General features: G+C 41.9%; 18 protein-coding genes. 9 read left to right on the top strand and 9 right to left on the bottom strand.

From position 1 onward, the window contains the following. Window positions 1-33 precede the first annotated feature (33 nt). Window positions 34-2664 (bottom strand): bifunctional aconitate hydratase 2/2-methylisocitrate dehydratase, encoded by a 2631-nt coding sequence (gene acnB / locus BV372_RS13815; protein ID WP_086687075.1) that lies wholly within the window; start codon window positions 2662-2664, stop codon window positions 34-36. A gap of 289 nt (window positions 2665-2953) precedes the next feature. Here acnB and BV372_RS13810 point away from each other — a divergent pair, with 289 nt between their 5' ends. The 4 genes from BV372_RS13810 (at window position 2954) to BV372_RS13795 (ending at window position 5495) form a co-directional block, all read left to right on the top strand. Further along, window positions 2954-3274 (top strand): 2Fe-2S iron-sulfur cluster-binding protein, encoded by a 321-nt coding sequence (locus BV372_RS13810; RefSeq protein ID WP_086687074.1) that lies wholly within the window; start codon window positions 2954-2956, stop codon window positions 3272-3274. 162 nt (window positions 3275-3436) lie between these two features. Continuing rightward, window positions 3437-3622 (top strand): hypothetical protein, encoded by a 186-nt coding sequence (locus BV372_RS13805; RefSeq protein ID WP_086687073.1) that lies wholly within the window; start codon window positions 3437-3439, stop codon window positions 3620-3622. A gap of 127 nt (window positions 3623-3749) precedes the next feature. Further along, on the top strand, window positions 3750-4811 hold the full coding sequence (locus tag BV372_RS13800) for a DUF3326 domain-containing protein (protein ID WP_086687072.1): 1062 nt from the start codon (window positions 3750-3752) through the stop codon (window positions 4809-4811). Window positions 4812-4913: 102 nt separating this feature from the next. Beyond that, the gene (locus tag BV372_RS13795) at window positions 4914-5495 is read left to right on the top strand and encodes a CPBP family intramembrane glutamic endopeptidase (RefSeq protein WP_086687071.1); all 582 of its coding nucleotides are present in this window, start codon (window positions 4914-4916) and stop codon (window positions 5493-5495) included. A 93-nt stretch (window positions 5496-5588) separates the two neighbouring features. On the opposite strand, the gene purN is transcribed toward BV372_RS13795, so the two are convergent. Next, window positions 5589-6266: a phosphoribosylglycinamide formyltransferase gene (gene purN / locus BV372_RS13790; RefSeq protein WP_086687070.1), complete on the bottom strand. Its 678-nt coding sequence runs from the start codon at window positions 6264-6266 to the stop codon at window positions 5589-5591. Continuing rightward, a complete protein-coding gene (locus tag BV372_RS13785) occupies window positions 6263-6883 on the bottom strand; it encodes a hypothetical protein (RefSeq protein ID WP_086687069.1) in 621 nt (206 codons plus the stop codon). The genes purN and BV372_RS13785 overlap by 4 nt, the downstream gene beginning before the upstream one ends. Window positions 6884-6968: 85 nt before the next feature. Between BV372_RS13785 and BV372_RS13780 the strand changes: the two genes are divergently transcribed. Both BV372_RS13780 and BV372_RS13775 read left to right on the top strand, forming a co-directional pair. Further along, the gene (locus BV372_RS13780; RefSeq protein ID WP_086687068.1) at window positions 6969-7856 is read left to right on the top strand and encodes a carbohydrate ABC transporter permease; all 888 of its coding nucleotides are present in this window, start codon (window positions 6969-6971) and stop codon (window positions 7854-7856) included. Between the two features lie 31 nt (window positions 7857-7887). Next, on the top strand, window positions 7888-8208 hold the full coding sequence (locus BV372_RS13775; protein WP_086687067.1) for a hypothetical protein: 321 nt from the start codon (window positions 7888-7890) through the stop codon (window positions 8206-8208). Between the two features lie 281 nt (window positions 8209-8489). Here the strand turns inward: BV372_RS13775 and BV372_RS13770 are convergent, their stop codons facing one another. Then, a complete protein-coding gene (locus tag BV372_RS13770) occupies window positions 8490-8966 on the bottom strand; it encodes a hypothetical protein (RefSeq protein ID WP_086687066.1) in 477 nt (158 codons plus the stop codon). A 462-nt stretch (window positions 8967-9428) separates the two neighbouring features. Between BV372_RS13770 and BV372_RS13765 the strand changes: the two genes are divergently transcribed. Beyond that, a complete protein-coding gene (locus tag BV372_RS13765; protein WP_218776720.1) occupies window positions 9429-13085 on the top strand; it encodes a CHAT domain-containing protein in 3657 nt (1218 codons plus the stop codon). A gap of 101 nt (window positions 13086-13186) precedes the next feature. Here the strand turns inward: BV372_RS13765 and BV372_RS13760 are convergent, their stop codons facing one another. From BV372_RS13760 to hemE, 5 genes are all read right to left on the bottom strand, one after another. Beyond that, a complete protein-coding gene (locus BV372_RS13760) occupies window positions 13187-14776 on the bottom strand; it encodes a B12-binding domain-containing radical SAM protein (RefSeq protein WP_086687064.1) in 1590 nt (529 codons plus the stop codon). Between the two features lie 164 nt (window positions 14777-14940). After that, window positions 14941-15348, bottom strand: a complete 408-nt coding sequence (locus BV372_RS13755) for a type II toxin-antitoxin system VapC family toxin (protein WP_086687089.1) — start codon at window positions 15346-15348, stop codon at window positions 14941-14943. A gap of 2 nt (window positions 15349-15350) precedes the next feature. Next, on the bottom strand, window positions 15351-15566 hold the full coding sequence (locus tag BV372_RS13750) for a hypothetical protein (protein ID WP_086687063.1): 216 nt from the start codon (window positions 15564-15566) through the stop codon (window positions 15351-15353). 101 nt (window positions 15567-15667) lie between these two features. After that, the gene (locus BV372_RS13745; protein ID WP_086687062.1) at window positions 15668-16636 is read right to left on the bottom strand and encodes an NAD(P)-dependent oxidoreductase; all 969 of its coding nucleotides are present in this window, start codon (window positions 16634-16636) and stop codon (window positions 15668-15670) included. Between the two features lie 223 nt (window positions 16637-16859). Beyond that, window positions 16860-17912 carry a uroporphyrinogen decarboxylase gene (gene hemE, locus BV372_RS13740; protein WP_086687061.1) on the bottom strand — a complete coding sequence of 351 codons (1053 nt, stop codon included), beginning with the start codon at window positions 17910-17912 and terminating at the stop codon, window positions 16860-16862. 112 nt (window positions 17913-18024) lie between these two features. Here hemE and BV372_RS13735 point away from each other — a divergent pair, with 112 nt between their 5' ends. Further along, the gene (locus tag BV372_RS13735; protein WP_086687060.1) at window positions 18025-18780 is read left to right on the top strand and encodes a hypothetical protein; all 756 of its coding nucleotides are present in this window, start codon (window positions 18025-18027) and stop codon (window positions 18778-18780) included. Between the two features lie 36 nt (window positions 18781-18816). Further along, window positions 18817-20886 carry a S9 family peptidase gene (locus BV372_RS13730; protein ID WP_086687088.1) on the top strand — a complete coding sequence of 690 codons (2070 nt, stop codon included), beginning with the start codon at window positions 18817-18819 and terminating at the stop codon, window positions 20884-20886. Window positions 20887-20993: the final 107 nt, after the last annotated feature.

Below are 20993 nucleotides of genomic sequence, written 5' to 3'. Positions count from 1 at the left end.
AGTCAGGTGGGCATTACACCCACCTTAATTACACTATACCAACAAAGCCTGCTGCTCCTTAGTAATCACACGCCCTTCATCCTCAAAACCGGCGATTTGATCGAAGTTCAAATAGCGATATAAATTATCGGCAAAAGGATTAATCTTCTTCGCCACAATATCAAGATATTCCTTTACTGTGGGAATGCGTCCTAACAAGGCACAAACTGCGGCTAATTCTGCGGAACCTAAATACACTCTTGCACCTTTACCCATGCGATTGTTAAAGTTACGGGTAGAGGTAGAAAATACAGTTGTGCCATCAGCAACTCGCGCCTGATTACCCATGCATAAACTGCATCCTGGCATTTCTGTCCTAGCACCCGCAGCGCCAAAAACGCTATATACACCTTCTTCTTTAAGTTGGTATTCATCCATGCGGGTTGGGGGTGCTATCCACAGGCGTGTTTTTACCTCACCTGCGCCTTCCAAAACTTTCGCTGTTGCCCGATAATGACCGATATTTGTCATACAAGAACCAACGAATACTTCTTGTACTGGATCATTAGCAACTTCCGATAATAATTTCACATTATCGGGGTCATTGGGAGCAGCAACAATTGGTTCTTTGATTTCGTTCAAATCAATTTCAATTATTTCTGCATACTCTGCATCTGCATCAGCTTCAAGTAATACGGGATTGGCTAACCATTCTTCCATTTGGGCGATGCGGCGGAGAATAGTACGCTCATCATGGTAGCCTCTGGCTATCATGTTTTTTAACAATGCGATATTAGAACGCAGATATTCAGCAATTGTTTCTGTACTCAGTTTAATTGTGCAACCTGCACAGGAACGTTCTGCTGATGCATCTGTAAGTTCAAAGGCTTGTTCAACTTTTAAATCGGGCAAGCCTTCCATTTCTAAAATCCGCCCAGAGAAGACGTTTTTCTTGTTCTCTTTCTCTACTGTTAACAATCCTTTTTGAATGGCTACGTAGGGAATGGCGTTAACAATATCTCTGAGGGTAATGCCTGGTTGTAATTCTCCTTTGAATCTTACCAAAACTGACTCTGGCATATCCAAAGGCATGACACCCAAAGCTGCGGCAAAGGCTACTAACCCAGAACCTGCGGGGAAGGAAATACCTAAAGGAAAGCGCGTGTGAGAGTCGCCGCCAGTTCCTACGGTGTCAGGTAGTAGCATCCGGTTTAGCCACGAGTGGATGATACCATCACCAGGACGTAGGGCAACGCCGCCACGTTGGGCAAAAAAGTCGGGGAGATCGTGGTGAGTTTTAATATCAACTGGTTTGGGATAAGCTGCGGTGTGGCAGAAACTCTGCATTACTAAATCAGCACTGAAACCGAGACAGGCGAGTTCTTTTAACTCGTCGCGGGTCATGGGGCCTGTGGTATCTTGGGAACCAACGGTAGTCATGATGGGTTCGCAAGATGTACCGGGACGGACACCGGGTAAACCGCAAGCTTTCCCTACCATTTTCTGTGCTAGGGTGTAGCCTTTACCTGTATCTTCAGGTGCTTGGGGACGGATAAATAAGGTGCTGGGTTCTAAACCTAGTGCTTGGCGGGTTTTGTCGGTGAGGGTACGCCCAATTAACAGAGGGATGCGTCCACCTGCACGGACTTCATCGAGAATGGTGTCGGGTTTGAGGGTGAAGGCAGAAATAACTTCGCCGGCTTCGTTAGTGATTTCGCCTTTGTAGGGATGGATGGTAATTACCATACCTGTTTCTAGTTGGGTGACATCACACTGAATTGGCAAAGCACCGGCATCTTCAGCTGTATTAAAGAAGATAGGCGCGATCGCACTACCTAAAATATATCCCCCAGCTCGCTTGTTGGGAACAAAGGGAATATCATTGCCCATGTGCCACAATACTGAGTTGATGGCAGATTTACGAGAAGAACCTGTACCAACGACATCCCCGACGTAGGCGACGGGATACCCTTTTTTCTTTAACTCGGCAATGGTTTTTAAGCTTCCCGGTTGCCGTGACTCTAGCATCACTAAAGCATGTAAAGGAATATCCGGGCGGGTGGTAGCACTTTGTGCAGGGGATAAGTCGTCGGTATTCGTTTCACCAGGAACTTTGAAAACTGTAACGGTGATTTCTTTGGGTAGTTGGGGACGAACGGTAAACCACTCAGCTTCCGCCCAAGAGTTAATCACTTGCTTGGCGTAGGGATTGGTTTTGGATAATTCCAAAACATCATGAAAAGCATCATACACCAACAGGATTTTGCTTAAAGCGTTGGCGGCGTAAGCGGCGATTGGTTCCTTTCCTTGTCCCCCCATAACTAGGGGTGTTTCGGAAGAGTCGGAAACAGATGTGGTGGGAAATTGCAGCAATTCAATTAAAGATTGCACATTGTAGCCACCTACCATCGTTCCTAGTAATTCTACTGCCTGGATACGCGAAATTAAGGGGCTTTTAGTTTCACCTTTAGCGATCGCAGTTAGAAACCCAGCTTTCACATACGCGGCGCTATCAACACCAGGGGGAACGCGATCGCGCAATAAGTGCAATAATGTATCTTCTTCACCCTTGGGCGGATTCTTCAGTAATTCGCACAATTCTGATGTTTGCTTTGCATCTAGCGGTAAGGGGGGAATTCCTAATTCGGCTCTTTCTACAACGTGTTGACGATATGATTCCAACATTATTACACTCCAAATATTCAGCCAAACATGGTTTTAGTGTTTATAATCACTTCCTATATTGCGGGAGAATTCAATCTCACAAGTCTTTATCGGCAGTATCCACAGACAATGAGTCTCCCTACTTGAAGTTTTTGGTCTGGCCAGGACTTATAATTATCACTGTATAGCTACTTTTGCCAATAAATCTATTTGAAAATAATTCCTGAATTAGTATTTATCGACTTGGTTGTGTGTCTATTCATCAGATAAAATATTTCCTTTGTTAGTTAAGTTACACTCATGATTGTATATGCCCAAAACTTACAACGTTGAACTTCAGCATCAAGGCAAGAGTCACACTTTACAAGTCCCTGAAAATGAAACTATCTTAGCAGTTGCCGATCAAGCTGGTTTAGAATTACCTAGTTCTTGTCATGCAGGTGTTTGCACAACTTGCGCGGGTAAAATTATCTCCGGATCTGTCGATCAAACTGATGGCATGGGCGTTAGTCCAGAATTACAAAAACAAGGCTATGTGTTGCTTTGTGTAGCCAAACCTCTTTCTGATTTAAAAATTGAAACGGAAAAAGAAGATACACTTTATCAGTTGCAATTTGGCAAAGACCAGTAATCAGTTAACAGTTATCAGTTAACAGTTATTACGGGTTGAACGTTAGATAATTAGTAACTGCTAATTGATAACTGAGATTGCCATATCTGATAAATAACATAAGTATTTCATCCTAGCTAACATTCAGCTATTCTAGAGAACACACAAACAGGATTGACTACAATGACAACCCATTTTATTACCGCAGAAATTGACCTGCAAGCAACTCCTACAGAATTAGAGAAAGCAATCGAAGCAGAGTTGAAAAAACAGGGTGAACCTTTACGTTGGGCAATTACCTCTGTAGATGCAGAACAGCAAAAGGCTACTGTTGAAGCTGTTGTCACTACAACAAGTCCTGAGTCCTGAGTCCTGAGTCCTGAGAGTGGGAAGTGCTAGAAGAGTAAAGCAACTGTCTGGTAACTTAGGAATCAAAACTTGATACTTCATTAATTAATTTGAAACTCTTCTTCCTTCTTCTCACTCAGCACTTGCAATGAATCGTCCCTATACTGCTATTTTAATTGTACCTACTGGCGTTGGAGCAGCAATTGGGGGTTATGCGGGGGATGCCTTACCAGTAGCAAGAGTTATAGCACAGGTATGCGATCGCCTGATTACTCACCCCAATGTCCTCAATGGTGCAAGTTTGTATTGGAATCTGCCAAACACTTTCTATGTTGAAGGTTATGGACTTGATAAATTTGCCGCAGGCTACTGGGGATTGCGCCCTGTACATAGTAACAAAATAGGTTTGCTTTTAGACCAGGGTATAGAGCCGGAATTGCGGCTACGACACTTACAGGCGGCGGATGCAGCCAGAGCAACTCTCGGCTTAAGCCTGACAGATTATGTAATTACAGATACGCCATTAAATATAGAATTACGAACTTCGCCATCGGGAGTTAGTTGGGGGACAATTGGTAACCCAGATAGTTTATTAAGGGCGGCTGAGGTATTAATTCAACAAGCGGGGGCAGAAGCGATCGCAGTTGTTGCTCGTTTCCCTGATGATATGGATGAGGAAGCAGTAGAAAACTATCGCCTTGGCAAAGGTGTCGATCCTTTGGCGGGTGCGGAAGCTGTGATCAGCCATTTAATAGTACGTACTTTTCAAATTCCTTGTGCCCATTCTCCAGCCTTGGCCTCAGCACCCCCAGATCCTGATTTATCTCCCCGTTCCGCCGCCGAAGAATTAGGCTATACCTTTTTACCGTGCGTGCTTGTCGGCTTAAGCCGCGCACCACAATTTATCATAGAGAAAAGAACAAGCAAATATCTATCAGAGGATATTTGGGCAGATCAAATTGATGCTGCCATAATACCAGCAACTACTTGTGGTAGTAGTGCAATTCTGAGCTTAAATCAGAAGCGATGCCAAATTATCACTGTTGAAGAAAATAAAACTCAAATCCAAGTTCCTCCCCAACTCTTAGGGATCAAGTCCATACAGGTAAACTCATATTTAGAAGCAGTCGGTGTATTAGCAGCACATAAAGCTGGTGTTGATCCATCTGCCCTCCGTCCGCAAATCAGATCTTTAAAGCCATTACTTTAGTCGCTTTGCTGCAATTCAATAAATTACAAAAATAAAAATTAAAAACCAAAAATCCAATTTTGGATTTTGAATTAAATCCTCTCCCTTACCTCCTAAATTCCCGTGGTTGAACAACAAAAACAAGAGCCAGAAATTCCATACCTAACACGCGTCCAAGTACTGGGGGCGATGGGAGCAACTGCAATTATTTTGTGGATAGTTGCCAAGCTGTGGCTGCGCTTTGGTAACTTTCCGATATTTTCTTGGCGCTGGAACGAAAGAGATTTGCTTTCGGGGATAGGGTTAGGGTTAATCATCACAGCTTTGAGTGGCTTAACTTATCGCTTTTGCCCTCCCTACCGTAAAAGTGCAGATTATTACTTAGATTTAGTGCTCAAGCCTTTAGTTTTGCCAGACATCATTTGGCTAGGTTTGCTACCAGGATTAAGTGAAGAATTATTATTCCGGGGTGTAATGTTACCAGCCTTAGGAGCAGATCATGTAGCTGTAATTGTATCTAGTCTTTGCTTTGGCGTATTGCACCTGAGTGGTTCCGAACAATGGCCTTACGTGCTGTGGGCAACCATTGTCGGGCTAATATTTGGGTACAGCGCTTTGTTGACTGGCAACTTATTAGTGCCGATAATTGCTCATATTATGACGAATTTGATTTCTAGCTATTTGTGGAAGTTGCGACGGGTGTAAAGCAGGCTAGGGACTAGTGGGGATTTGGGATTAAAGATGTTTGGAGAGCACCCTGTTTGTAAGGTTGCAGCTAGGAGCATCGCACGATCGCCTTCATGATGGTACAAGTTTAACCTGCGATCGCCTTTGTGCTGCTAGTGCGATCGCCTGGGGCAAAATTCGATGTTCCTGAATTTGAATCCGCGCATGGAGGGTTTGGGCTGTGTCATCTGGAAGGACTGGTACTGCTGCTTGCATTAATATTGGGCCGCTGTCTACTTCCAAACAAACTAGATGCACCGTACAGCCAGCGATTTTTACACCAGAGGCTAAAGCTTGTTCCACTGCATGAATACCTTTAAAACTGGGCAACAAGCTGGGATGGACATTAATAATTCTGTCAGCAAAGGCATCAATTAATACTGGCGTTAATAGCCGCATCCAGCCTGCCAAAATCACCCATTCCACATTGTACTGCTGTAAAGTTTGTACAAGTTGCCCATCAAACTTTTCCCGGCTTTTGTAATTGCGGTGATTCAGCAATACCGCTTCTACACCCCTGTTTGCAGCCCTGATAGCAGCCTTAGCTTCCGGGTTGTTGTAAATTAAAACCTGAATTTGGGCGTTTAGTTCCCCCTGTTCAATGGCTTGGGCAACAGCCTCAAAATTACTGCCATTCCCAGACGCGAGAATCCCTAATTTTAAAGGAGTGGTAGATGCCAATTGGTTACTAGAAATGTTGGGAGAAATCAAACTACTAGTAGCAGTATCCGTAATGGAATTATTACTCATAAGCGCAGGTCGATAATTTTGACATTCTCCGGTAATTTCGTGTTCTCAGAAACTTTTGTGAATAGAGTTGCTGTGGGAGAGAAAGCTGTAGGTCTGGGTTGTCCTGGGTCGGTATTATCTAATTGCAGTCGTAGCTGACCATCAGGAGTAAATTCAAAAATTGTCAGTGCTTGTTTTTGCTCAGCGGAAACTGTGATATCCAAATGCATTGGTTGTGGTGTTGGGTTAATGCTGTACTTAAATTCCACAGCCATCGGCTTTTGCGAATTGGGCGAGAGAATATATAATTTACCATCCGGCGAGAAAATAAACGTGAGTGAGGGATTCGATGAAGAGTCTTTACTTTGCCATTGCCCTAATAGTTTCTGACCAATTGGGCTTGTAGGTTGATTTGTTGGCGGTGTTGGGATTGGTGCTTTTGTTGGCTGATTTGTGGACGATGGCGTTGTGATTGGTGCTTTTGTCGGCTGATTTGTTGGCGGAGTTGGGATTGGTGCTTTTGTTGGTTGAGCCAGCACATCTGTGTCGAGCGTCATTGATAATGCTATAAGTACGCTAGAGGTCAGCATGGTGCTGGCGATGAGAAATTTGCCAAAGAAGGGGAAAATTTTAGGCATTTGTTTTGAGCCAATAGAATGAAAGGATCTTAGCAGTACCTCTGCGTAGAATCACACTCTACCGCATTTGATAGCCAAAATAGCGATGAAACCATCCCGTTCTTCTGACATGCAACTGCTGGATAATGATACAGTTGCCGCCTGGATTTTTCTGACACCAGCCTTGATTTTACTGGGTCTGTTTATCATTTGGCCGATCGCCTATTTGTTTTATCTCAGTTTCACTGCTGGTAGTTTTACCTCAAAAGGCACTTACCTAGTAGGTTTAAAAAATTACTGGCGGTTGTTATTCAATTCCGATTTTTGGCAAGTTATAGGTAACACCGTTTATTTTACCGTTGCCACTGTCATTCCCAGTTTAGTTATTCCCTTAGGGTTGGCAGTACTATTAAATCGTTCTTTGGCTTGGCGAGGCATCATCCGCAGTGCCTACTTTCTACCTTCAATTATTTCCCTAGTAGCCGCGGGGTTGGGATTTCGCTGGCTATTTCAAACCACTGGCCCGTTAAACGCATTTTTAAATATATTTGGCATTCCTTCTATTCCTTGGTTAGGAGACACATTTTGGGCTATGCCAGTACTAATTTTATTAAGTATTTGGAAACAACTCGGCTTTAATATGGTGGTATTTTTAGCAGGATTGCAAGCAATTCCCCCCAGTCGTTACGAAGCTGCGGAACTCGATGGTGCAAATGGTTGGCAACAATTTTGGCATATCACCCTCCCTGGATTGCAACCGACTTTAATATTTGCGATTGTCACCACTGCGATTTTTACCTTGCGGAGTTTTGAGCAAGTTTATGTAATTACAGGTGGTGGGCCGTTAAATTCCACAAACTTGCTGGTTTATTACATTTACCAAGAAGCCTTTGGTCAATTTGATTTTGGTTATGCAGCCGCAGCCGCGACAGTATTATTAGCGGTAACCCTAGTGTTTGTGTATTTGCAGTTGCGAACTTGGGGTGAGGAATGATGAAGGCAGAAGGTTAAACTGAACGGAGTTTTTGATACTCGGCGATGAGTCTTTGATACTCGCGGATGAGTCTTTAATACTCGGCGACGAGTTTTTGATACTCGCGGATGAGTCTTTAATACTCGGCGATGAGTCTTTGATACTCGCTGACGAGTCTTTAATACTCGCTGACGAGTCTTTGATACTCGCTGACGAGTCTTTGATACTCGCTGACGAGTCTTTGATACTCGCTGACGAGTCTTTGATACTCTCTGACGAGTCTTTGATACTCGGCGATGAGTCTTTAATACTCGCTAACGAGTGTTTGATACTCGTGAATGAGAAAATAGACACAGCAAAGTATACATGGTAGGGGCACGGCACCCAAAATTTTTTCTACAAGCTGATAATATTAATGATGCCGTGCCCCTACTACGATAATTTTCCTTAACTGAACCGTATTGAAACCAGACTCATAGCATTTCAGTTTAATAATGATACAAATACACGGCTAAGGGTTTAGCATTGCTAAACCCCTACGAAAAATCTATATTTACAGCAGTTTACATATTCGTGGAATACGCGTAGAGACGTTACATATAACGTCTCTACATTGATTGTTGGAGATGTCCAATCAACAAATCAACATCCAGCCTAAGAACCAGAAGCAACCTTAACAGGTTTATTTTTCATTGCTTTAAAGCGTTCACCCAACTGTTCAGCAATAGTTTTCAAACCTGGAGTCTTTTTAGCCGCAGTCTTCACATAATCATAAACCGTCAAACTGCTGCTCATTGCTTCACTACCGACCGCCAATAAAGTATCATCAACTTGTTCTGTGACTTGGCGCAGTCCGGTTAACAATTCTGTGAGTGTTGCAGCTAATTGATAATCTCGCATAAACTCCTCTACATCAAAACTCGCTGGGAGAATATCGCGGTTAGACTGAGCCGCAGTCAGACTATTATTGACAAAAGCCAAGCTTTTATCGCCCATTTTAAATAACTTACGTCGTTCTTCCACACTTAGAGTAACCAGAAACGGCAGCTTTTTTTGAATTGTTTGCAACGCTGCTTTGATTTCTTGGATATCTTCTGGCGTAAGGGAGGCGGTAATATTTTGATATGGCATGGGAGAATTACCCTGATGATTTAACTCTCTCTAGGATTCCCAGCGATAAATGCGATCGCACATCTTACAACCAATCAGTCACAATAAATCGCAAAATTCCTCAATCTTCCCTTCCTCTCCGCGCCTCTGCGTCTCCGCGTGAAAAAAATATTTACACTACTAATTTCAGCATATATACTTACATATCCGTCGCAATTTTCAATCAATACCGTCAGGAATTTCTTTATCTCCAGCAGCTTCAAAAGCCTCCTAATAAAAGGAGTTCAAAATTTGAGAAAAGCCTTAGAGTGTTCCTACAATGCTCAAGAGTGCCTAGCTTGCTGGATTTTAAGCTAAATTTGTATGTACAAATTATACATTTATTAATTTATGAAGACTTCCAGCGAATGGTATGGGGTTAGCTGGTACTTAATCGCTAGGGTTGCAGGGAAGAGTTTGGCGCTATTGATGAGTGGGTTATTGATGTCAAAGTCAGTTATGGCAACGACTCGGAACACAGAGTCATTGGTTGGGATGAGCGCGATCGCAACTGAGCCTGTCCCCCTGCTGGCACAAACCCAATCGCCTTCACCTCTTAAAGATGAGGCAGATCGCTTCCTAGAAGAAGGAAGGAAGGTAGTCGGTGAAGATAAACTCAAGTCTAAAGAAGCTTTAGAAAAAGCTTTGGTTATTTACCGACAAATAGGCGATCGCGATGGTGAAGAGGATACCTTACATGAACTCGGAGACGTTTATCGTAATCTGGAAAAACCTCCTTATCCCAAAGCTGTAGAGTTTTATCGGCAGGCGTTAGCGATCGCTCAACAACAAGCTAGTTCGCGTAGAGAGAGTCTTCGAGATTGGACAAAAAATCAACCCATTTCCGGTAGCTGTGAATACGAAGACTACATTCACCCAAAACTACTAACTAATTCAAAACGATACATAAGGCAATACAGAACTAATCTTATTTTAGACAAGCAGGAAGAAGCATTTCGAGCCGTTCGACAGATTTTACCAGTAGCTAAACAATTTTCTTTTTCTAGTGGGTCAGAACATATTTTAAGGAGTGATTTGACATTATCAAGTTTCTCTGTATCAGAGACAATTAGACGTGCAATTGATACTAATGATTCTAGCTATCCGAATATAATACAAAATTTCTTAAACAATCAAGATTTACTTAAAGTAGAATATGATTCAATTTCTATGACCTGGTTAAATGCAATTATTTTAAAAATATTCACGAAGGATATGAGTTATTTCAATAATTATTTGCCTATAGAGTTTAGTTTAGAATTAATAAAAAGCTTTGAAGATAACAATTATCCCATCATATTAGAAACTTCTGAAAAGTTGATAGGTTTTTATAAAAACGATAAAAATTATCTGGGAGAATTTTCAAATCGATTAAATTTATGGAATGTTTACAGAAATTCTGGAAACTCTCCCAAAGAGGTTGATTCTGCGAAACGGATGGTAGAGATGGCAAGACAGTTGCGAAGTTGTAGTGATGAAATCAACGCTTTAAGGCTTACTTTTAATGCTTATACGAACCTCAAGAATTACCCAGAAGCAATTAAGTATGCTCAACAACAACTGTTCCTAGCACAAAAGCTGAAATCTAGACTAGGCAACCCAAACTTAGCTGCTGAAGCATTTGAGAATATTGGCGATAGTTATTTTAAGTTAGGAGACTATAATTCGGCTATTCAATTTTACCAACAACAGCTTTCCGCCGCGCAAGAAAAGGTTAAAGAACCACTTGCCTTTTCAAATCCCGGATTTAATTATGTATCCAAGGAAGATTTGGATTATCAAGCTCTATTTAAAATATCTGAAACATACCTAAAGCTAAGTCAAAAAGATAAAGCAATCGATTCTATTCGTCAAAGTGTAGAGTTAGGAGTCAGAAAGAAGAATTGTGCTGATGAATTGGCAGCACGTGAACGTTTTGCTAATCTACATTTCTATTTGGGTAGTTATGCTCAAGCGATTGACCAGGCAGAAAAAAGTTTAGAAATTATTCATAGAGATTCGGAAAACTGCGTGAAGGAATATGCTCAACCAATGGGTGAGCTTGCTAGATCTACAGATTCTGACGATGGTTCTGTAACAATTGAAATTCCTCGTAATGATTTTGCAAAGCCTAATGCAGTTTCTGCTCTAACTCTCATTGCTAATTCTTACGGACAACTGGGTAACTACCAAAAGATGCATGACTATGCTCAACAAGCCTTGGCGGAAGCAAGGAAATCCCAGGATTTATCAGAACAATTTATACCATTGGCTTTGCTTAGCAATATTTATATGGCAGTAAACCCAAATCAAGCCATAGAATATTTAAATAAAATGTTGTTAACTGCCCGTAAAATCAACAACTATTCTGCTGAATTTACTGCTTTACAAAGTCTGGGATTTTCATATTTTAAGCTGGATAATGTCGAAAAAGGTAAGCAATATTTACAACGAGCATTAACACGCGCCCGTGAAGCAAAAGATCACAATGGCGAGATGCAAGTAACTCAGGATTTAGCAGTAATGCATACTGTATCTGGCAATCTTTCTGAAGCCCAAAAATTATTTCAAGAGGTACTTGTTTCATTAAAAGCAAAAGGGCAGAGTCCAAATGCAGGTTTAGCTAGAAATCTTGGTATACTCTATACCCAATTAGGAGATTATGCCAAAGGTATTGAGTATTTGGAACAAGCGATCGCTATCTCTCAACAGTCTGATTCTCCTCGTAGTAAAGCAGAAAAACTGATTCAACTTGGATACGCTTTACACTCGGCTGGTAAAACTGTTGAAGCTGAAAAACAACTATTTTCAGGCATTAATTTGCTTGAGTCTTTACGAACAGGATTGCAAGATGCAGATTATCGCTCGCTTTTTGAAACACAGCTTGAGCCTTATATTATTTTGCAGCAAGTTCTTGTTCAACAAGATAAAACCGAGCAAGCGCTGGAAATTTCCGAGCGAGGACGCGCTAGAGCGTTTGTAGAGTTACTAGCGAGACGCTTTTCTTCATCCACAGAACAAGTTGCCATTCTTACCCCTAATATCGAGCAGATTAAACAAATAGCCAAAACTCAAAATGCCACGCTAGTTGAATATTCAATTACAGGTAATGAACTCTTCATCTGGGTAATTCAGCCCTCAGGTAAACTAGCATTTCGTCGCAGCAGTTTGCATTCTTTGGGCACTAACATAGCAGACATGGTAGAAAAATTACGGGTTGCTGTTACTACAGGGAGAAATCGCGGCACCTTAAAGCAAACATATCAACTGCTCATCCAACCAATTGCTGACCTGCTACCTACCGATCCTAACGCCCATGTGGTAATCATTCCTCACAACTCGCTGTTTTTGGTGCCTTTTGCAGCTTTACAAGATCAAGAAGGTAAATATCTGATTGAAAAACATACAATTTTTACAGCCCCGTCAATTCAGGTTTTAGCTTTAACTCATCAAAAACGACACCTTGGCTTTAAACCTGGCTCTAGCGCTCAAAAGCCCCTAGTGGTGGGTGTTCCGAGAAATGCTGTAGTTATCGGCAATCCCATCATGCCTTTTAATGGAACGCCACCCCAGCAATTAGATAGCCTTCCTGGTGCTGAGGAAGAAGCTAAAGAGGTTGCTAAGTTGTTTGGTACTCAAGCGATTTTAGGAAAAGTTGCCACAAAAGAAGCCATTCTCAAGTTACTGCCCAAAGCACAATTCATTCACTTCGCAACGCATGGAATATTTGATAGCCTACAGGGTTTGGAAAGTGCGATCGCGCTTGCACCCTCTGGCAAAGACTCAGGCTGGCTTACTGCCAAAGAAATCCTCAATTTGAAGCTAAATGCTGAATTAGCTGTCCTGAGTGCCTGTGATACTGGCAGAGGTGAAATTACTGGAGATGGAGTTATCGGGCTGTCTCGCAGCTTAATATCGGCAGGTGTACCTAGCGTGATTGTATCTCTCTGGTCAGTACCGGATGCTCCCACTGCTGGGTTGATGAAGGAATTTTATCAACATCTACAGCACAACCCAGACAAAGCCCAAGCACTGCGGCAGGCAATGCTGTCCACCATGAAACAGTACCCTTCTCCTAGAGATTGGGCTGCATTTACGCTAATTGGTGAAGCACAACGGTAGATTTTTTGGTGCCTTTTGCAAGCGGGTATTCCATTTACTTCAATTGCAAAGGGCACAGCAATGCTGTGCCCCTATTAGGAAATTTATTTTTTGTTAACCGCTTAACAAACGACCGCCTCTGCCTTTTCCTTCACAGGTAGCACATAAGGTTTTTCTGCACCTTGGGCGAGATATTCGGCTAGCTGACTTTCAATTTGATCGCGCACAATTTGGCGATATTCCAGAAAATGCTCATTGTGGGCACAAGCAGAAAGATAATGCTCGGCAACTCCTGGGTTATGTTTGATGATGCTAAATAAGTGATGCCAGAATTTCCAGCGGGTTTCGCGTTTGATGCCTTGTCGCCAGATGACAATCAACAGCGCTTTAATTACTATCAACTCTGGCCATTTAAATGGCGCTTTCCACGTTGGCGCACCCATCATTAAAAAGCAGCGGTAGGTGCGATCCAAATACTTCACTGGATCGTATAAAGCACAAAATGCTTCGATATATTCTCTGGCAATATCTTCCAGAGGACGGGTAGCAACAAAGTTCATCAAGGTTGTTTGGTTGATGTTGCCGTCTTTGTTTTCCCGCAATCTGCCTTCTTTTTTCAGGCGATGCCATAAGGCTGTGTTGGGTAGCGCTTGCAACATAGCGAAGGTAGTAGAAGGAATTGCAGCTTGTTCCGCAAATCGGACAATGCGATCGCCTGCACCTGCTTTTTCCCCATCAAACCCGATAATAAACCCAGCCATTGGGCGCAATCCAGCCCTGATGATGCTTTCTACAGCCTCAGTCAGAGAACTGCGAGTATTTTGGAACTTTTTGGTCATTTGCAAGCTATCTTCATCTGGTGTTTCAATCCCCAAAAATACCGCCGCAAAACCAGATTCAACCATCAACTCCATCAACTCTGGATCTTGTGCTAAATCAATTGAAGCTTCGGTATCAAACCTAAAGGGATATTGATGTTCTTGCATCCAAACTTTTAACTCTTTCAGCAACAATTTCACATTGCGTTTGTTGCCAATAAAGTTGTCATCGACCATGAACACACCCCGCCGCCAACCCAACTTATAGAGGTAATCTAATTCTGCCAACAATTGGGCTGGGGTTTTGGTACGCGGTTTACGACCGTAGAGAACAATAATGTCACAGAATTCGCATTGGAAAGGACAACCCCGCGAAAACTGCACGGACATCATGTCGTAGGCATCAAATTCTAATAAATCAAAGCGGGGTACTGGTGTACTTGTGACATCTGGTTTTTCACTCGTGCGGAAAGTACCAGATGTATCACCCCGTTGAATCGCCTCAACGAACATGGGTAAGGTGATTTCCCCTTCATCAAGAATCAGGAAATCTGCGCCCACGTTTTGCACATCATGAGGTGTAGAGGTGGGGTAGGGACCGCCCACAGCGACTAACTTCCCACGCCGCTTGGCTTCTTGGATTTGGTCTAGTAAGTCCTGTTTCTGGACAATCATGGCGGAGAAAATGACTACATCAGCCCAAGCCCATTCTTCCTCGGTGACTGGACGAATGTTGCGATCGACCAGTTTATATTCCCATTCTTGAGGCAAAATTGCCGCCACTGTCACTAAACCCAAAGGTGGTAACAAAACCTTGCGATCGACTAACGCCAAAATTTTTTCGTATGACCAAAAGGTTTTTGGAAATATTGGATACACCAGTAGGACTCGCATACAGTATCAATCCTCACACTTTGATTGTTATCTCACTTTAACGAAAATTAAGAGTCATTGACTTTTTATCTAAGCAGCTTCAGCGGTTTACTAAAATTTTTTCTTATTCTGAATAAAAGCAATACCTGCGGTAAGCGACGCTAATACTATAGGGGGTAATAACTTTAGAGAGGAGAACGCCAATTTTCGATTTGCAAACTGGGTACCCGTTGAAATTCTCTAACGTTAGATGTAACAACAATGTGATTATGGGTTACTGCTGTTGCGGCAATAAGTACATCATAAGCACCTATAGGAGAACCTGCTATTTTCAGTATGCTTCTGATTTGGGCTGCTTGATCTGCTTCGGTTGAACCAAAAGGTAAAACTATAATTGCTTTTAAAAATGCTTCAATCAACGGTTGAATTTTAACGGCTCTTTCTGGATTGATTGCTAATCCATATTTGACTTCCATAACCGTTAAAGATGAAATAAAAACCTCAGTAGGAGAGATAACTTTTAATTTCTTTAAGGTGTTTTCTTCTCCCTTGACAAAATCGCTAATTACGCAAGTATCGAGTAGATAACCCATCATTAAAATTCTACTTCTTTAGGTGGTAGAAGCTCATCTCGATAGGATTCAAAGTTGATACTTTCGGCTACACCTTGATATTCCATGATTATTTCTGGCCAAGTTGTAGCTTTTATTTCTAAGAAAGTAACAAAGACTGGGCTTTCAGTAATACCCTGTGGTTTTTCAGCAAGTTCAATTTTGCCGTTCTTATAAATTCCTTGAATAGTTTGTAACATCAACTTTCCTTAATTCTAATGGTCTCCTCTCTCATAGTATAAACAACAATTAATAACCGAGCTTTGCCACATGCTCCAATAATTCACTCTTATTCATTCCCTTAACGGGTCTTGACAACGCCACTTTTCACGCCGCTAATTTTCAAAACATCAGTCATAGTTGCACAGTAATTTGGTAACCCAAAACTGGCAGGATTGATAGCGTTTTCGTAAGTAAACTGTCGATAGTTCATGCAGAATCTATCCCAAGCAGCCATCTGAATTCGGAACACAGCAATAATCAAGTTGGCTAATGTTATAGATAATGGAATGCGAAAGTAAATCTTTTTACCCAGATAGGCGCAGACTTCTTCTACGGCATCGTTAACAGTCAATTTCTCTTGACCTAAAACAAACTTGCGAGGTTCCCGTCCAGTCGGGGGATGTTCAATTAAATATCGGACTGTGGTCGCAATGTCTCGTCCGTGGATAAAGTGGAAACTGCCATCTGCTTGCAAAAACCGAATTATATTAATATATTTTGTGACTTCGGGAATTCCAGATGTTAAATGAGAATAGGGTTTTTTGGCATCACCACCTAAAACTAAAGTGGGAAAAACTGTGGTAATTTTCGGTGCGATCGCCAATTTTGAGATTTGGTGCAAGCACTCATATTTAGAACTGACGTAATCTGTACCAATTTCTCCAGCTTCTTTAAGTGGTTGATTGTGGCGATCCAAAACGCTAGCAGTAGAAAAATATATTACTTGTTCGCATCTGTCTGGATCTAGCAGCTTCAGCAATTCTAGAGTCTTATTTACATTAATATTAAAGGTTTCCTCACCACCCCAAGCTGTTGCTGTTAGCACCGCAATATCAATTGTGGATAGCAATTCAGCAAACTGGCCAATTTGTTGCATATCACCTTGCAACACGGTTATACCCGGACGCGCCTGGATATCAACTTGCAGTTTACTTGGGTTCCTAACTAGTAGATACAGTTCGTGGTCTGTTTCCTGAATTAAGGCTTCACTGAGGTAGTGACCTATACAGCCACTTGCACCAGTCACTAAAATCCGTTTCTGGCTCATAGAGAGTTTTGAGTTTTGTTTATTAGTTGCTTGTAATGAATTTTTAGTTCCCGGTGTAGCTCTATGAGTAATACACAATCAGCTATAGTAATGCTAAATCATTTAGGAAAAATTAATATTTTTTGCTTCGTGCTTTTATGCCTTTGTGGTTAAAAAAATTATTCTCTAAACACAAAGACACAAAGACACAAAAAGGAAAACAGCGAAACAGATTGACAACTGATTAAACCAGTACATTAAGCTGCTTTGCAGTTTCAAAGAAGAAAGCGACATTTTCTTCTGGAGTTTCTGGTAGCACACCATGACCGAGATTGAGAATATGACCCCAATTGCCAGCTTTGCGAACAGTATCGAGGATGCGATCGCGGATAAACTGTTTGGAACCAAATAGTACGCCTGGGTCGAGATTTCCCTGAACTTTCACGTGCTTACCCAATCTTGCGCGTGCTTCTGCCATGTCTACTGCCCAGTCTACAGTCACAACATCTGCACCAGATTGTGCCATTCTCTCCAACACACCTGCACTACCGCTAACTAGCAAAATTAAGGGTGTGTCAGGATGGGTTTGCTTGACTTGCTCAAAAACCCGTTGCTGATATGGCAAAGCAAAGGTGTCATAATCTTGAGGACTCAATTGACCTGCCCAAGAGTCGAACATTTGCACAACTTGAGCACCACAGTCAATTTGGTAGCGTGCGTAAACGGCGATCGCATCTGCTAATTTCCCTAAAAATTGATGCAGAATTGTCGGGTCAGAAAACGCCATATTCTTGATGATGGAGTAGGTTTTAGAACCTTTTCCTTCTACTGCATAAGCAGCCAATGTCCACGGCGCACCGACAAAGCCTAACACCGTTGATTGATTCCCTACCTCTTGACGCAACGCCTGCAATATGGTTTTGATAAATGGCAGGGATGCTTCGGGATCGAAGGGACGCAGGTTATCAACTTGTTCTTGAGTGCGAATGGGCGAGTGAATAATTGGCCCTTTACCTTCCGCAATGTCCATGTCAATGCCTAAACCAGGCAATGGCGTTACAATGTCGGAAAATAAAATCACCCCATCTGGTTGAAAGGCTCTCCAAGGCTGTAAGGAAACCTCAATCGCTACTTCGGGAATTTCTGAGCGATCGCGGAAAGAAGGATACTTCTCCCTTAAATCTCGATATGCCTTCATATACCTTCCCGCTTGTCGCATCATCCATACGGGGGGACGGTCTACTACTTCACCACGAGCTGCTCTCAGGAGTCTAGGAGCTGTTGAGGAAACACCCATTTAACACTTCATCCTAAGTCACTTTTTTATGCCACTGTTTAGCTTATCATTCTGAGATTACGCTTTTTCAGGAGTCTGGTCTCACTCACGTCTCTGCTTAACTTAACTTCATATGCAAGCTGATTCCAATACTTCCTCTGACGTTGCATCGACTCAGAACGCTTCCAAATTCAGAAAGTTTTTGATCCCGCGTTCTCAAACCAAAAGTTTCCTGATCAAATTTACCTTCATGACCTGTCTGGGATGGGTTGTGGGTGGCCTTGTCAGTATAGCTTTGGAAAATCTTCTAGATAACCTCTCACCCGCTTTTTTTCCAAATCCCCAAATGTGGAATAGCTTTGCTACCTACTTCAGCAGCGTAGTCTTTGCCTTAATTTTCGCTGCCGATCAAGCGTTGGTTCTCCGCCCGTATATTCCTGGTTGGTGGTGGTTGCTAGCTACTAGCATCGGTTGGCTAATTGCCAACAGCGTTTCTACAGCCTGGATTAACTATATTTCGTCCATTGCCGCATCCTTTAACGAAACTTTATCTTCTGAGGCAATGGTGATCTTAGGATGCTTGTCTACTATTTCATACATTATTTCGGGAATTTGGCTCGGACTTTGCCAATGGCTGGTATTGCGGCGATATACAGCCAATGCTTGGTGGTGGAATTTTGTACCGGCAATTTGCTTCTTCTTCATCAGTACTTTAATTTGGCTGCTTTCTCTGTTGCAAAATTTTATTCCCGAAGCCAACCGGACTTCGATATTGTATTGGAATGGGCAAGGATTTACAGCATTTATTCTGGGATTTATCCCAGCAATTGGCTTGTGTACTTTAAAGAGAAAACAACACCACAAAACTGTAATTCCTGGCCCATCCTAAGATTACTAGGTAGCTAACTGCTACTTGTTATTGATGATGCATAAGGATAATCTTTTACACAATATAACTAAACCACCAGTTGCCGAGAAACAGCCACAGGTTTTGGAGTTGCAAGGCGATCGCCGCATCGACAACTACTTTTGGCTACGCGATATTGAAAACCCCCAAGTTAGTGCCTATTTAGAAGCGGAAAATACGTATACAGCAGCGATGATGGCACACACCCAAGCGCTGCAAACAAAACTCTATAATGAAATGCTGGCACGGATTAAAGAAACCGACTTATCGGTGCCATACCGTAAAGACGAATACTACTATTATGTACGTACTGAAGAAGGCAAAGATTATCCTATTTATTGCCGCAAAAAAGGTAGCTTAGAAGCACCAGAAGAAGTTCTTTTAGATGAAAATGAACTAGCAAAGGGACACGAATTTTTCAGCTTGGGTGTGTTTGCTATTAGCCCCAATCATCAAATCTTAGCTTACTCAGTTGATACTAGTGGTTCCGAGCAATACACGCTTTTTTTCCTAGACTTAACCACATTTGAACTATCCACCGAAACTATCCCTGATACCTATTTCTCTCTGGCTTGGGCTAACGATAACAAAACAATATTTTATACCAAAATTGATGATACTAATCGTCCTTACCAGCTATTTCGCCATACTTTAGGTACTTCTGTTGATCGTGATATTTTAATTTATGAAGAACTGGATGAAATTTACCATTTATATGTTGATAAAACCCGCAGTGAACAATATCTTCTGATGCTTTTAAAAAGCAGCATTACAACAGAAGTTCACTATATAGATGCAAATTATCCTGAAGGCAATTGGAAATTAATTCATCCACGTACTACAGGTATGGAGTACGATGTCGATCATCACAGCGATTACTTCTACATTGTTACCAACGATCGGGCGACCAACTTTAAACTGGTCAAAACCTTGGTAGCTTCCCCAAGTAAAGAAAATTGGCAGACTATAATTCCTCATCAAGAAGATGTGTTGCTATCAGGAATTAGTCTTTTTGCCAATCATTTAGTAATTTATGAAAGAAAAGGTGGTTTAGAAACTGCCAGAGTAAAACACCTCTCGACAGGTGAGGAAAGTAATATTAATTTTCCAGAGCCTACCTATGAATTTTATGAAGGCAATAACCCAGAGTTTAATACTACCATCCTGCGTTTCCATTACACCTCTTTTATTACTCCGCCATCAGTTTTCGATTACAAAATGGAAACACACGAACGCGAGTTAAAAAAAGAAACAGAAGTGCTTGGTGGCTACGACAGAACACAGTATCAAAGCGAGTGGCTGATGGCTACCGCTGAAGATGGTACACAGATTCCTATATCGATTGTGTACAAACAGGGAATACAAAAAAATGGTCACAATCCCTTGTTGCTTACAGGATACGGCGCTTATGGTGCTTCTTACCCAGCCACATTTTCATCAAATCGCCTGACATTGCTAGATAGAGGAGTAGTGTTTGCCATTGCTCATATTCGTGGTGGGGAAGAAATGGGGCGAAAATGGTATGAAGATGGCAAATTTTTGCAGAAAAAGAATACCTTTACAGATTTTATTGCCTGTGCTGAATATTTAATAGATGAAAAGTGGACAGCGAGCGATCGCTTAGTAATTACAGGCGGTAGTGCAGGCGGCTTATTGATGGGAGCAGTCATTAATCTGCGTCCGGATCTGTTTAAAGTAGTAGTAGCCCATGTTCCCTTTGTAGACGTAGTAACTACGATATTGGATACTTCATTGCCTCTCTCAGCAATGGAATGGGAAGAATGGGGTGATCCCAACGATCCAGTTTATTACGAGTACATGAAATCTTACTCGCCCTACGATAACGTCGAGGCAAAAGATTACCCAGATATGCTAATTACTGCTGGCTTAAATGATTCTCGCGTCAAATATTGGGAGCCAGCTAAGTGGACAGCCAAACTTAGAGAACTCAAAACAGATAATAATATTCTCCTCTTAAAAACAAATATGGGTGCAGGACATAGTGGTGCATCTGGACGTTATGAAAGCTTGCGCGAACTAGCTTTTGAATATGCCTTTATTTTAGATAGGCTGGGTTTGTCACAGTGAAATGCTGACTAGAAAAAGCCGAATATCAGGAGGACAAGACGGACAAACATTTAAAATTCAAAATCGCAGAGCGTTACGAGTGCAGGAACGCAATCTAAAATACTTTT

Origin of the sequence: Nostoc sp. T09, assembly GCF_002154695.1 — a bacterium.
Taxonomy (GTDB): Bacteria; Cyanobacteriota; Cyanobacteriia; order Cyanobacteriales; family Nostocaceae; genus Aulosira.
This window is presented reverse-complemented; position numbering and strand designations above follow the sequence as displayed.